This window comes from Teichococcus aestuarii, assembly GCF_003116135.1.
Lineage (GTDB): Bacteria > Pseudomonadota > Alphaproteobacteria > Acetobacterales > Acetobacteraceae > Pseudoroseomonas > Pseudoroseomonas aestuarii.
In genome coordinates, this window is record NZ_PDOA01000013.1 from 53,404 (window position 1) to 65,795 (window position 12,392).

Annotated in this window: 10 protein-coding genes; 2 read left to right on the forward strand and 8 right to left on the reverse strand. The window is 72.9% G+C overall.

The window, feature by feature from the left end; all coding sequences use genetic code 11:
* Positions 1-156 precede the first annotated feature (156 nt).
* Together CR165_RS17290 and CR165_RS17295 are read right to left on the reverse strand one after the other, a co-directional pair.
* Positions 157-3,333: an efflux RND transporter permease subunit gene (locus tag CR165_RS17290; protein ID WP_109518191.1), complete on the reverse strand. Its 3,177-nt coding sequence runs from the start codon at positions 3,331-3,333 to the stop codon at positions 157-159.
* A 179-nt stretch (positions 3,334-3,512) separates the two neighbouring features.
* Positions 3,513-4,628, reverse strand: a complete 1,116-nt coding sequence (locus CR165_RS17295) for an efflux RND transporter periplasmic adaptor subunit (protein ID WP_109518192.1) — start codon at positions 4,626-4,628, stop codon at positions 3,513-3,515.
* A 145-nt stretch (positions 4,629-4,773) separates the two neighbouring features.
* Here CR165_RS17295 and CR165_RS17300 point away from each other — a divergent pair, with 145 nt between their 5' ends.
* Positions 4,774-5,397: a TetR/AcrR family transcriptional regulator gene (locus CR165_RS17300; protein WP_245906526.1), complete on the forward strand. Its 624-nt coding sequence runs from the start codon at positions 4,774-4,776 to the stop codon at positions 5,395-5,397.
* A gap of 54 nt (positions 5,398-5,451) precedes the next feature.
* Here CR165_RS17300 and CR165_RS17305 read toward each other — a convergent pair whose 3' ends face one another.
* The 4 genes from CR165_RS17305 to hppD form a co-directional block, all read right to left on the reverse strand.
* On the reverse strand, positions 5,452-6,432 hold the full coding sequence (locus tag CR165_RS17305; RefSeq protein ID WP_109518194.1) for a Bug family tripartite tricarboxylate transporter substrate binding protein: 981 nt from the start codon (positions 6,430-6,432) through the stop codon (positions 5,452-5,454).
* Positions 6,433-6,465: 33 nt separating this feature from the next.
* Positions 6,466-7,776, reverse strand: coding sequence for a fumarylacetoacetase (gene fahA / locus CR165_RS17310; RefSeq protein WP_109518195.1), 1,311 nt, complete (start codon positions 7,774-7,776; stop codon positions 6,466-6,468).
* Positions 7,773-9,128, reverse strand: coding sequence for a homogentisate 1,2-dioxygenase (gene hmgA / locus CR165_RS17315; RefSeq protein WP_109518196.1), 1,356 nt, complete (start codon positions 9,126-9,128; stop codon positions 7,773-7,775). The genes fahA and hmgA overlap by 4 nt, the downstream gene beginning before the upstream one ends.
* A 207-nt stretch (positions 9,129-9,335) precedes the next feature.
* Positions 9,336-10,469 carry a 4-hydroxyphenylpyruvate dioxygenase gene (gene hppD, locus CR165_RS17320; RefSeq protein ID WP_109518197.1) on the reverse strand — a complete coding sequence of 378 codons (1,134 nt, stop codon included), beginning with the start codon at positions 10,467-10,469 and terminating at the stop codon, positions 9,336-9,338.
* 119 nt (positions 10,470-10,588) lie between these two features.
* Between hppD and CR165_RS17325 the strand changes: the two genes are divergently transcribed.
* Positions 10,589-11,080 carry an Lrp/AsnC family transcriptional regulator gene (locus tag CR165_RS17325; RefSeq protein ID WP_245906528.1) on the forward strand — a complete coding sequence of 164 codons (492 nt, stop codon included), beginning with the start codon at positions 10,589-10,591 and terminating at the stop codon, positions 11,078-11,080.
* Between the two features lie 63 nt (positions 11,081-11,143).
* On the opposite strand, the gene CR165_RS17330 is transcribed toward CR165_RS17325, so the two are convergent.
* Both CR165_RS17330 and CR165_RS17335 read right to left on the reverse strand, forming a co-directional pair.
* Complete coding sequence (locus CR165_RS17330; protein WP_109518199.1) at positions 11,144-11,818, reverse strand: RES family NAD+ phosphorylase; 675 nt, start codon at positions 11,816-11,818, stop codon at positions 11,144-11,146.
* A complete protein-coding gene (locus CR165_RS17335) occupies positions 11,815-12,342 on the reverse strand; it encodes an antitoxin Xre/MbcA/ParS toxin-binding domain-containing protein (RefSeq protein ID WP_109518200.1) in 528 nt (175 codons plus the stop codon). The genes CR165_RS17330 and CR165_RS17335 overlap by 4 nt, the downstream gene beginning before the upstream one ends.
* Between the last annotated feature and the right edge of the window lie 50 nt (positions 12,343-12,392).

The following is a 12,392-nucleotide window of genomic DNA, read 5'->3' on the forward strand; positions in this document are numbered from 1 at the left end:
TCATCCCCGCCGCCGCCACGGGTCTCCGGTATCGCGAACAGCACCAGCAGGAAGGCCGGCAGCCCCGTGGCGCCCAGCCCCGCGAAGGCGATTCCGCCGCCGAGTCAGGAGGCCCCCGGGGCGGCCCGTCACGGGCCGTCCCGGGGCGTGGCAAGGCTAGCCGGCCGCCCCCGCCGGCGCCGCGGCGCGGCGCTGCCGCGAGGCCATGGCGCGCGCCACCACGTAGAAGAGCGGCGTGAACACCAGGCCGAAGACCGTCACCCCCAGCATGCCGGCGAAGACGGCGGTGCCCAGGCTCTGGCGCATCTCGGCGCCCGCGCCGGTGGCCACCGCCAGCGGCAGCACGCCCAGGATGAAGGCGAGCGAGGTCATCAGGATCGGCCGCAGGCGGGTGCGGGCGGCGGCCTCGGCGGCCTGCCAGCGGGTCATGCCCTCCGCCTCCGACGCGCGGGCGAACTCGACGATCAGGATGGCGTTCTTGGCGGCGAGGCCCACCAGCACCACCAGCCCCACCTGCACCAGCACGTTGTTGTCGAGCCCGCGCCAGACCACGCCGGCCAGCGCCGCCAGCACCGACATGGGCGCGATCAGCACCACCGCCAGCGGCAGCAGCCAGCTCTCATACATCGCCGCCAGCAGCAGGAAGACGAACACCACGGCCAGGCCGAAGGCGATCGGCGCCGTGTCGCCCTGCGTGGTCTCCTGCAGCGCGATCTCGGTCCATTCGAAGCCGAAGCCCTCGGGCAGCTCGCTGGCCAGCACCGCCTCCATGGCGGCGATGGCCTGGCCGGTGGAGATGCCGGGCTTCGCCGCGCCCTGGATCTCGGCCGCCGGGTAGAGGTTGTAGCGCGGCACGCGGTAGGGCGCCGTGTCGTCGGCGAAGCTGGCGAGCGCGCCGATCGGTACCATCTGGCCGTCATCGTTGCGGGTGCGCAGCAGCGCCACGTCGCGTGGCGTCAGGCGCTGCGCCTCCTCCGCCTGGGCGGTGACGCGGTAGGTGCGGCCGAGGATGTTGAAGTCGTTGACGAAGGAGGAGCCGAGATAAACCGAGAGCGTCTCCGCCACGCGGGAGACCGGCACACCCAGCATCTCCGCCTTGCTGCGGTCCACCTCGGTGCGCAGCGTCGGCGTCGCGGTGTTGAACAGGGTGAAGGCCATGGCGATCTCGGGCCGCTGGAAGGCGGCGCCGACGATGCGGTTGGTGGCCTGCTCCAGCGCGCGCGGCCCCTGCCCGGTGCGGTCCTGCACATAGAGCTTGAAGCCGCCGCCGGTGCCGATGCCGGGCACCGAGGGGGGCGGGATGACCAGGGCCATCGCCTCGCGCTCCTGCCCGAGGCGCGCCTGCACCTCGCCCAGGATGGCGCCGTAGGAGAGGCCCTGCGCGATGCGCTCCTCGAAGGGCTCAAGCGTGATGAAGATGACGCCGCTGTTCGGCGCGTTGGTGAAGGTGGCGCCGTCGAAGCCGACGAAGGCGACCGCGCCCTCGACGCCCGGGATCTTCAGCACGGTGTCCGAGGCGCGGCGCACCACGGCATCCGTGCGCGCAAGGGCGGCGCCGGGGGGAAGCTGGAAGGCGGCGATGAGGTAGCCGCGGTCCAGCGGCGGGATCAGGCCCGTGGGGGTGGTGCGCACGGTCTGCCCGGTGGCCAGCAGCAGCCCGGCATAGAGCACCAGCAGCAGCGCCGAGAAGCGCAGCAGCCGGCGGGTGAGGTTGCCGTAGCCGAGCGAGAGCGCGTCGAACATCCGGTTGAAGCCGCGGAAGAACAGCCCGACGGGCGCCGCCGCCCAGCGGCGCCAGCCCGTCGGGGCGGCGCCATGCGCGTGTGGCCGCAGCAGCAGCGCCGCCAGGGCGGGCGAGAGGGTGAGCGAGACCAGCGCCGAGATCAGCGTGGCCACCGCGATGGTGACGGCGAATTGCTGGTAGAAGGCGCCGGCGATGCCGGAGATGAAGGCCGTGGGCACGAACACCGCGCAGAGCACCAGCGCGATGGCGAGCAGCGCGAAGCCTACCTCGTCCATGGTGCGCTCGGCGGCCGCGCGCGGCTGCATGCCGTCCGTCAGGTGGCGCTCGACATTCTCGACCACGACGATGGCGTCGTCGACGACGATGCCGATGGCCAGGATCAGGCCAAACATCGACAGCGTGTTGAGCGAGAGCCCCAGCGCTGACATCGCCGCGAAGGTGCCGATGATGGAGACCGGAATGGCCAGCAGCGGGATGACCGCCGCGCGCCAGGATTGCAGGAACAGGATGACGACGACCACGACCAGCAGCACCGCCTCGGCGAAGGTGTGCAGCACCGCCTCCATCGACTGCGCGATGAAGCGGGTGGTGTCGTAGACGATGCTGTAGGTCAGGCCGGGGGGGAAGGAGCGGGAGAGCTCCTCCATCGTGGCGCGCACCGCCTCGGCCGTGGCCAGGGCGTTGGAGCCGGGGCGCTGGAACAGCGGGATGGCGGTGGCCGTCTGGTTGTTCAGGTAGGCGTTGACCGTGTAGTCCTGGCTGCCCAGCTCGACGCGGGCGATGTCGCGCAGCCGCACGGGCGCGCCGCCCTGGCCGGTGGCCACCACCGTGCCGGCGAACTCCTCGGGGGAGGTGAGGCGGCCCAGCGCCTGCACGTTCACCTGGAAGGCCTGGCCCTGCGCTGCGCCCGTGGGCGGCTGGTTCAGCCCGCCGGCGGCCACCTGCATGTTGGCGCGGCGCAGGGCCTCCACCACCTCGCCCGGCGTCAGGCCGCGCGCGGCGACGCGCGCCGGGTCGAGCCAGATGCGCATGGCGTAGTCGCGCGCGCCGAAGATCTGCACGTCGCCGATGCCCTCCAGCCGGGCCAGCCGGTCGCGCACGTTCAGCGTGGCGTAGTTGGAGACGTATTGCTGGTCGCGCGAGCCGTCGGGCGAGAGCATGTGCACGACCATCAGCAGGTCGGGCGAGGCCTTGCGCACCTGCAGGCCGAGGCGGCGCACCTCCTCGGGCAGTCGTGGCTCGGCGACCGCGACGCGGTTCTGCACCAGCACCTGGGCGGCGTCCACGTCGACCCCCTGGCGGAACACCACCGTCACCGTCAGCCGCCCGTCGCCGGTCGATTGCGAGGAGAGGTAGAGCATGCCGTCGGTGCCGTTGATCTCCTGCTCCAGCGGCGTGGCCACCGTGGCGGCGATGACCTCGGCCGAGGCGCCGGGATAGTTGGCGGTGACCGTCACCGTGGGCGGCGCGATCTCGGGATATTCGCTGATCGGCAGGCGGAAGGCGGCGATGGCCCCGATCAGCGTGATGGCGATCGAGATCACCGCGGCGAAGACCGGCCGCGCGATGAAGAAGCGGGCGAAGCGCATGGGGAATGTCCCAAACGAGGAATGGGGAAGGGCAGGGAGAAGGAATTCCCCGTGCGGGGCAGTGCCCCGCACCCCCTTCTTTTTTCTGTCAGGGCCGGCCTCCGTTGTCGGCCGGCGGCAGCCTGTCAGAAAAAAGAAGAGGGGGGCCGGGGGGAGAATTCATTCTCCCCCCGTCTTGGCTACCGTGCGGCCAGCCGAGCCGGTGCCACCTCCGCCGTGACCCTCGCCCCCGGCCGCGCCAGATGCTGCCCGGCGACGATCACCCGGTCCTCGGGCGAGAGGCCCTGGCGCACCACGCGCAGCCCGTCCACCACCGGCCCCAGCGTCACCGGCCGCGCCTGCACCGTGCCGTCCTGCGCCACGGTCAGCACCATGCGGCTGGCCTGGTCGGCGGCGATGGCGGCATCCGGGATCAGCAGCACCTCGCCCTCGCCGGCGCGCAGCCGCAGCCGGGCGAACAGGCCGGGCGCCAGCAGCAGGTCCGCGTTGGCGAGCTGGGCGCGGGCGCGCAGCGTGCCGGAGCGGCCTTCCAGCGCGCTGTCGATGAAGTCGAGCCTGCCTTCGCGCGCCCAGCCCGTCTCGTCGGCCAGCCGCAGCTGCACGGCGGGGCTGGCGCCCGGGCGCGTGACGCCCTGGCGCGCCAGCCGCAGGTAGTCGGCCTCGCTCATGTCGAACACGGCGTAGATGGGGTCGAGCGTCAGGATGGTGGTCAGCAGCGTGCCGCCGGCCTGCACGAGGTTGCCGGCATCCACGCGGCGGTCGGAGGCGCGGCCGGGCTGGGGGGCGCGCACCTCCGTCCAGCTCAGTTCCAGCTCGGCCTGCCGCAGCTGCGCCTGGGCGGCGGCGAGTTGCCCCTCGGCCTCGCGCTGGGCGGCGCGGCGGGTGTCGAGCTGCGCCTGCGGGGCGATGCGGTCGCGCACCAGCGGCGCCGTGCGGTCGATGTCCTGCCGCGCCAGGTCGAGCTTCGCCTGGGCGCGGGCGATCTCGGCCCGCGCCGCCTCGACGGCGATGGCGAAGGGCCGCTGGTCGATGGTGAACAGCAGGTCCCCCTCGCGGACGACCTGCCCATCGCGGAAATGCACCTTCTGCACCTGGCCCGAGATGCGCGGGCGCAGCTCGACGCGGGCCGAGGGCTCGAGCCGGGCGATGTGCTCGTCCCATTCGGTGACCTGGCGGCGGAGCGGCTCGGCGACGGTGACCGCGGGCGGGGCGGGCTGGGCGGCGGCCGCCAGCGGCAGGGCAAGCGCCAGAAGGCCCAGAGCCAGGGGATTGATCTTGCGGAAGGGGGAGGGCATCGCCTATCTCCTGTGTCGGGTGATACCGACCGGTTCGTCACGTATTGATACGAACCGGTCAGTATCATTGCAAGGGGGCATGCAAAGATGCTTTGCCCCGGGCGTTCTTCCCTCCGGTGGTGGGAATGGCGGCAAGGAGGTATCGGTGAGCGATTCGGCGACGACCAAGACCTGCGGTCTGCGCGATCCGCGCCCGGCGGCGAAGCGCGTGCTGGAGGCGGCGAAGGACCTGTTCTACCGGCAGGGAATCCGCGCCACGGGGGTGGAGGAGGTGTGCCGCGTCGCCGGCACCACCAAGATGAGCCTCTACCGCGCCTTCCCCTCGAAGGACGCGCTGGTCGAGGCGATCCTGCACGAGGATTGCGCCGCCGAGGAGCTGTGGTACGGCCCCGTGCTGCGCGGCGAGATGCCGGCGCCGGAGCGGCCGATGGCCTTCCTGCGCGCCGCCGCCGCCGCCCTGCGCAGCCCGGGCTTCCGCGGCTGCCCGATGGCGCTGGCGATCGTCGAGTTCCCCGATGCCTGCCACCCCGCCCGCAAGGTGGCCGACGCCCGCAAGCACACCATGCGCCAACTGCTGCGCGATCTCTGCGCCGGGGCCGGTGCCGCCGACCCGGCGGCGCTGGGGGATTCCATGCTGCTGCTGGTGGAGGGCGCCTTCGCCGCCGTTCCCTATCTGGGTGGCGAGGCGGCGGCACGGGCGCTGGAGCAGACGGGCGAGACGGTGCTGGCGGCCGGGCTGCCACAGGCGGCGGCCGCAGCGTCGGGTTGAGCGGGCCCGCCCCGCCACGCCCGCACGGCCCCGGCGCGGCCGGCCGGCCTCTCCTCAGTCGAGGGTGATGCCGAGGTCGCGGATCAGCGGCACCCAGCTGTCCCGCTCGGCGGCCCAGAGGGCGCGGAACGCCGCCGCGTCGCCCGGCAGCGGCTCCAGCCCGATGCCGCGCAGCCGGCTCTGCACCGCCTCCTCGCGCAGCGCGGCATCCAGCGCGGCGGCCAGGCGCTCCACCACCGCATCCGGCGTGCGCGCCGGCACCACCATCCCCTGCCAGGCGGCGGCCTGGAAGCCGCGCAGCCCGAGCGCCTCGGCCACGGTGGGCACGCCCGGCAGGTCCGGGTGCCGCTCCGCGCCGCACACGGCCAGCGGCCGGGCGCCCTTGCCGCGCAGGAAGTCGCCGCCGGAGGGAAGATCCAGGACCGAGGCCTCGAAACGCCCGGCCAGCAGGTCGTTCATGGCCGGGGCGAGCCCGCGATAGGGGATGTGCGTCAGCGTGATGCCGGTCTCCCGCGCCAGCCGGGCCATGGTCAGGTGGTGCGGCGAGCCGATGCCGGGTGAGCCGTAGTCGATGCCGCCCGGGTCGCGCCGTGCCGCCTCGACCAGCGCGGGGGCATCGCGCAGGCGGCTGTCCTGCTTCACCGCCAGCACGAGGGGGAAGCGCGCCATCAGCCCGACAGGGCGGAAATCCTTTTCCGGATCGTAGGGCAGGCGGCTAAACAGAGCGGGGTTGAAGACCAGCGTGCCATTGTCGGCGCTGAACAGGGTCAGGCCGTCCGGCGCCGCCTTGGCCGCGGCGTCGGCCCCGATATTGGTGGCGGCGCCGGGCCGGTTGTCGATCACCACGGGCTGGCCGAGCGCGCGGGAGAGGGCGGCGCCCAGCACCCGGGCCAGTGTGTCCGTGCCGCCGCCGGCGGGGTAGGCGACGATCCACCGCAGCGGCGCCGCCGGCCAGGCGGGCTGCGCGCCGGCAGCGCGGGCGAAGGGCAGCAGGCCCAGGGAAAGGCCCAGGCGGCGGCGGGTGAGCGAAGGCATGGGCGTTTCCTCTGGAATTGTTGCTGCTTGTGGTCAGGCGGGCAGGATGCGGGCGCGGCACTCCCCGAAGCCGATCGGCGCGGCGCCGGCGCGGCAGGCACGGGCCCGCAGGATGATCTCGTCGCCATCCTCCAGGAAGCGGCGCGTCTCGCCGCCGGGCAGCGCCACCGGAACCCGCCCGCCCTGCGTGCTCTCCAGCAGGCTGCCGAGGCCCTCCGCCTCCGGCGCTGAGAGGGTGCCGGTGCCGAGCAGGTCGCCCGGGTTCAGGTTGCAGCCATTGCTGGTATGGTGCGCCAGCATCTGCGCCACGGTCCAGTACATGTGCCGGCTGCCGGAGCGGGCGAGGCGGTGCGGCGGCAAGCCCTGCTCCCGCATCCGCGGCGTCAGGATCAGCACCTCCAGCGCGATGTCGAGGGCGCCGCCCGCCTGGTCCGCCGCGTCCAGCAGATGCGGCAGGGGGGCGGGGTCGCCCTCCGGGCGCGGCGGCTGCGACATGCGGAACGGCGCCAGCGCCTCCGGCGTCACCACCCAGGCGGAGATGGTGGTGCCGAAGCTCTTCGCCAGGAAGGGGCCGAGCGGCTGGTACTCCCAGGCCTGGATGTCGCGCGCCGACCAGTCGTTCAGCAGGCAGAAGCCGGCAATGTGGGCGCCGGCCCCGGAGACCGGCACCGGCGCGCCAAGCTCGTTGCCGGGGCCGACCCAGACGCCGAGCTCCAGCTCGTAGTCCAGCCGCTCGCACGGGGCGAAGCGGGGCGCGGCGGCGTCGGGCGCCTTCAGCTGGCCGCGCGGCCGCCGCACATCGGTGCCGGAGACGCGCACGGAGGAGGCGCGGCCGTGATAGCCGATCGGCACGTGGCGGTAGTTCGGCAGCAGCGGATTGTCGGGCCGGAAGACGCGCCCGACATTGGTGGCGTGGTGGATGCCGACATAGAAATCCGTGTAGTCGCCGATGCGCGCCGGCAGGTGCAGGGTGCAGTCCGCGGCATCGTGCAGGCAGGGCGCGGCGCGGGGCTGGTCGGCGCTGCCGGCGGCGAGGATCGCCGAGAGCCGCTGGCGCAGCGCCCGGCGCGGGCCGGCGCCGAGGGCGAGGAAGCCGTTCAGCGGCGCCGTGGCGGCGGCCGCGGCGGCGTCGCGCAGGGCGCCCTCGAATAGCCCGGCGCGCAGCGCGGCCGCGAGGTCCAGGATATGGCGGCCGATGGCGACGCCGCCGCGCGGCGCCGCTTCCCCTGGCGGCGCGAAGACGCCGAAGGGGAGGTTCTGGATCGGGAAATCGGCATGGCCGTCGGCGCCCGGCACCCAGCTGCGCAGCGCCGGGTCGTGCGTGGCATCGAGCGTCGCCGTCACGGGCGGGCCGGGTCGAAATGCCGGCGCAGCGCCTGGCCGTATCCGGCATAGTCCTGCTGGAACTGCGGCGCCTCGGCGGCGTAGCGGGTGACGCGCTGCGGGAAGCGCGTCTCGAACATGAAGGCCAGCGTGCCCTCCAGCTTGTGCGGCTTCAGCGCCACGCTGCTGGCGCCCTCGAAGGCGGCCATGTCGGGCCCGTGCGGCAGCATGGTGTTGTGCAGCGAGAAGCCGCCGGGGACGAAGCCGCCGCCGGTCTTGGCGTCGTAGACGCCGTGGATCAGGCCCATGAACTCGCTCATGACGTTCATGTGGTACCAGGGCGGGCGGAAGGTGTCCTCGGCCACCAGCCAGCGGTCGGGGAAGATGACGAAGTCGATGTTGGCGGTGCCCGGCGTCTCGGAGGGCGCGGTCAGCACGGTGAAGATCGACGGGTCCGCATGGTCGAACAGCACCGGCCCCACGGGCGAGTAGCGGCGCAAATCGTATTTGTAGGGCGCGTAGTTGCCGTGCCACGCCACCACGTCGAGCGGCGACTGGCCGATCGGCGCGCGCCAGAACCGGCCGCCCCACTTCACCGTCAGGGTGGAGGGCACCTCGCGGTCCTCATAGGCGGCGACGGGGGTGAGGAAGTCGCGCGGATTGGCCAGGCAGTTGGCGCCGATCGGGCCGCGCTCGGGCAGGGTGAAGGCGCCGCCATAGTTCTCGCAGAGATAGCCGCGCGCCGGCTGCTCCCCCGGCAGTTCCACCCGCAGCTTCACGCCGCGCGGGATGACGGCGATCTCGCCCGGCGCGATGTCGATGATGCCGAACTCCGTCCACAGCCGCAGCGCGCCCTGCTGCGGCACGAACAGCATCTCGGCGTCGGCGTTGTAGAAATACTCGTCCTGCATGGAGCGGGTGGCGAGATAGATGTGGGAGGCCATGCCGCATTGCGTCGCCGCGTCGCCCGCCGTGGTGATGGTGCGCACGCCTTCCAGGAAGGAGAGGCGCTCCGCCGGCAGCGGGATCGGGTCCCAGCGCAGCGGCGCCAGGGGCAGCTCGGTCTCGGCGCAGGGCGCGGTGCGCCACAGCCCCGCCTCGGCCGGTGCGAAGCGCCCCCAATGCGCCACGGTGGGGCGGATGCGGTAGAGCCAGGAGCGCTCGTTGCTGGCGCGCGGCGCCGTGAAGGGCGAGCCGCTGAGCTGCTCGGCATAGAGGCCATAGGCGCAGCGCTGCGGCGAGTTGCGGCCGATGGGCAGGGCGCCGGGCAGCGCCTCCGTCTCGAAGCCGTTGCCGAAGCCGGAGAGATAGGCGGTGCCGGCGCCGGCCGCAGCCTGGCCGGCCGCGCTGCCGGGGCGCGTGGACTGGTTCATGGTCGTTCCTCCTGCCTCCGGGGTCTTCCGCCTGCCGGGGCGCCTCGCCGTACCGGCCCGCCGGCCCGGGGAAGACGGCGCCGGGAAGACCCTATGGCGTCACGGATGCGATGGAAAGCCGGGCGATGAGCCCGGCCAGGGCCTGCCGGAGCGGCGCTGGAAGCCGCAGGCGCTGCGCGCGGATGCTCCGCCGCCCGCCACGGCGCCTCATTTCGCCGCCGCCGGCTCCCGCGCCGCGCCGATCACGCCGCGGCGGATCTGGTCCTCCTCGATGCTTTCGAAGAGCGCGCGGAAATTGCCCTCGCCGAAGCCGTCATCGCCCTTGCGCTCGATGAACTCGAAGAACACCGGCCCGATGACGTTGCCGGAGAAGATCTGCAGCAGCAGGCGGGCCTTCCTGTGCTCCACCACCCCCTCGCCATCGACGAGGATGCCGTTCCGCTTCAGCCGCGCGATGTCCTCGCCATGGCCGGGCAGGCGCGCATCGACGCGCTCGTAATAGGTGTCGGGCGGCGCGGGCATGAAGGCGAGGCCGGCGGCGCGCAGCCCCTCGATCGTGCCGTAGATGTCGCTGCAGCCGCAGGCGATGTGCTGGATGCCCTCGCCCTTGTAGGCGCGCAGATATTCCTCGATCTGGCTCTCCTCGTCCGCGCTCTCGTTCAGCGGGATGCGGATGCGTCCGTCCGGGCTGGTCAGCGCGCGGGAGAACAGGCCCGTGTACTCGCCCTTGATGTCGAAGTAGCGGATCTGCCGGAAGTTGAAGAGCCTGGCGTAGAACTCGTACCAGACGTCCATCCGGCCACGGTGGACGTTGTGGGTCAGGTGGTCGATGTAGAACAGCCCCGCCCCCCGGGGCGCCGGCTCGCGCTCGCCCAGCCATTCGAAGCCGCAATCGTCGTAGACCGAGCCGGCCGCGCCGTAGCGGTCGACGAAGTAGAGCAGGCTGCCGCCGATGCCCCGGATTGCCGGGATATCCAGCGCCAGGCCGCCCTCCGCCGGGTCGGCCGGCGCGGCGCCGAGCGCCAGGGCGCGGCGGTAGGCATGCTGCGCATCCACCACGCGGAAGCCCATGGAGGGCACGCTGGGTCCGTGCGCCGCGGCGAAGCGCGTGGCCTGGCTGCCCGGCTCCTCGTTCAGCAGGTAGTTGACGTCACCCTGGCGGTACAGCGTGACCGCCCTGTCCCGGTGCCGCGCGACGGGCGCGAAGCCCATCTGCCGGAACAGCGCGTGCAGCTTCTCCGGCTCGGGATGGGCGTACTCGACGAAGGCGAAGCCGTCCGTGCCCATCGGGTTGTGGTCGTCGATGGCGGGTGGCGGCGCGTCATGCGGAAAGGGGCCCATGGTACGTTTCTCTCCTCCGGTGCTTCTCCGGAGGCTAGCGCGGCGCCGGCACATGATGTGTGCGAAGCCGGCGCCGATGCGCCTTGCGGCGCATGGATAGCGCATGGAAAAGTCCTCCCATGCACGGAATTCCCACACTGGACGGGTTCGACCTGAAGCTGCTGATGGCGCTTCAGGAGGATGGGCGCCTGACCAACCAGCAGCTGGGCGAGCGGGTCGGGCTTTCCCCCTCGCAATGCTCGCGGCGCCGCTCGGCGCTGGAGGCGGCGGGGCTGATCGCCGGCTACCACGCCGCGCTGGATGAGGAGGCGCTGGGGCTGCGGGTGCTGGCCTTCATCCAGGTCACGCTGGCCGCGCACAATGCGGAGAATTCGCGGCTGTTCCGCATGCTGCTCGAGCGTGTGGAGGAGGTGCAGGAAGCCTACGCCATGACCGGCGACGCCGATTACCTGCTGAAGGCCATCGTGCCGGACCTGAAAGGCCTCTCCCGCCTGGTCAACGAGACGTTGCTGGCGCATGAGAGCGTCGCCCGGGTGCGCTCCTCCATCGTTCTGGAGCGACTGAAGCAGTCGGCGCGGCTGCCGCTGGCGTCCCTCTCCCCCCTGGGCTGAGCGGCGCCGCCCCGCGCGGGCGGCGGCCCGCAGGCGGGGAGGGGGCGGGCCGGGGTGCCGGCCCTACCGGCCGCTCATCCGGTGCAGCAGGATGCGGCGCGAGCCGGCCTCGACCGTCACCTTCCAGTGGTCCGCCTGCGCCACGCCCAGGATGTTCGCCGGCCGGTAGGCCACCACATTCACCCCGCCCGCATGGCGGAGGCTGTCGTAGAGGATGCCGTCGGCGGCCGAGGCGCGGACCTCCTCCCCCAGCACCTGCGAGGCGGCATGGCTGTCTGGGGCATAGATTTCGGCCCGCGCCGCCTGCTCGCCGCGGATGTCGAGATAGGCGCCGGCGAGGTCCGCCGTATAGGCGCGGTAGGCACGGCTGAGGGTGGCGGCGCCGGTGGCCACCGCCTCGCGCCGCAGATGGTGCGCCACCTCCGCCGCCGCGGTGGGCAGCGCGGCGGCGGCATACCAGGCGCCGAGGTCGGGGCCGTTGAACCGCGCGCCGGCGGGCGCGGCGTGCAGGAAGGCGGCCATGACGACGCTCGAATTCGGCCGCCCATAGACCCACTGGCTGCGCGGCAGGCGCAGGATGCGCTCCTGCACCAGCCGGTCATTGGTCCAGCCGGCCAGCTCCATCACCGCCTGCATGTCGGCGGCGGTGGCCACCGTGTCGAACAGGCCGATCGGCGGGAAGCGGGACGGGACCAGCCGGTGGGTCGGTGCCGGGGCCGGTGCGTGGCAGTCGCTCAAGAGATGACCAGATCCGCATCCGTGTAGGGGGTGAAGTCCCGGTCGGCGCCGTTCGGCTCCATGGAGAGGCCGCCGCGCGCCGCATCCAGGAAGCGGCGCACGGCCATCAGCCCGTCCTGCGTGCCGCTGGTCACCAGCTCCAGCGGCGGCCGGCCGCCGAAGAGGGTGGCGCTGTGCGGCCGGCGCAGCCAGGCGACGCCCTCCCGCTCGCTCTCATGCAACACCCCCAGCGCCTGGTGGATGCCGAGGACGGCCGAGATCCGCGCCAGCGTGTCCACGTCGAGCGTGAAGCTGCCGTGCTCGCGCGCGATCCTGGCCCAGCGATGGAAGGTGGAGCGGGCCGGGTAGCCCAGCACCAGCAGGCGCTGCGTCTCGTCCAGCCCCCAGAGATCGGCGATGGCCAGGAAGGTCCGCATGCCCGGCGCGCTGAGCCGCCGGCGGTTCTCCGGCGAGAAGCGGCTCCGGTCCAGGCGCTGCGGAGCGGGCGCCAGGGGCTGCGCGAGGGCGGCGGCAGGCTGGTGCATGGCGGCTCTCCCTGTCCAGATCGGCACAAAATCCATGTTGAGACAGCTTC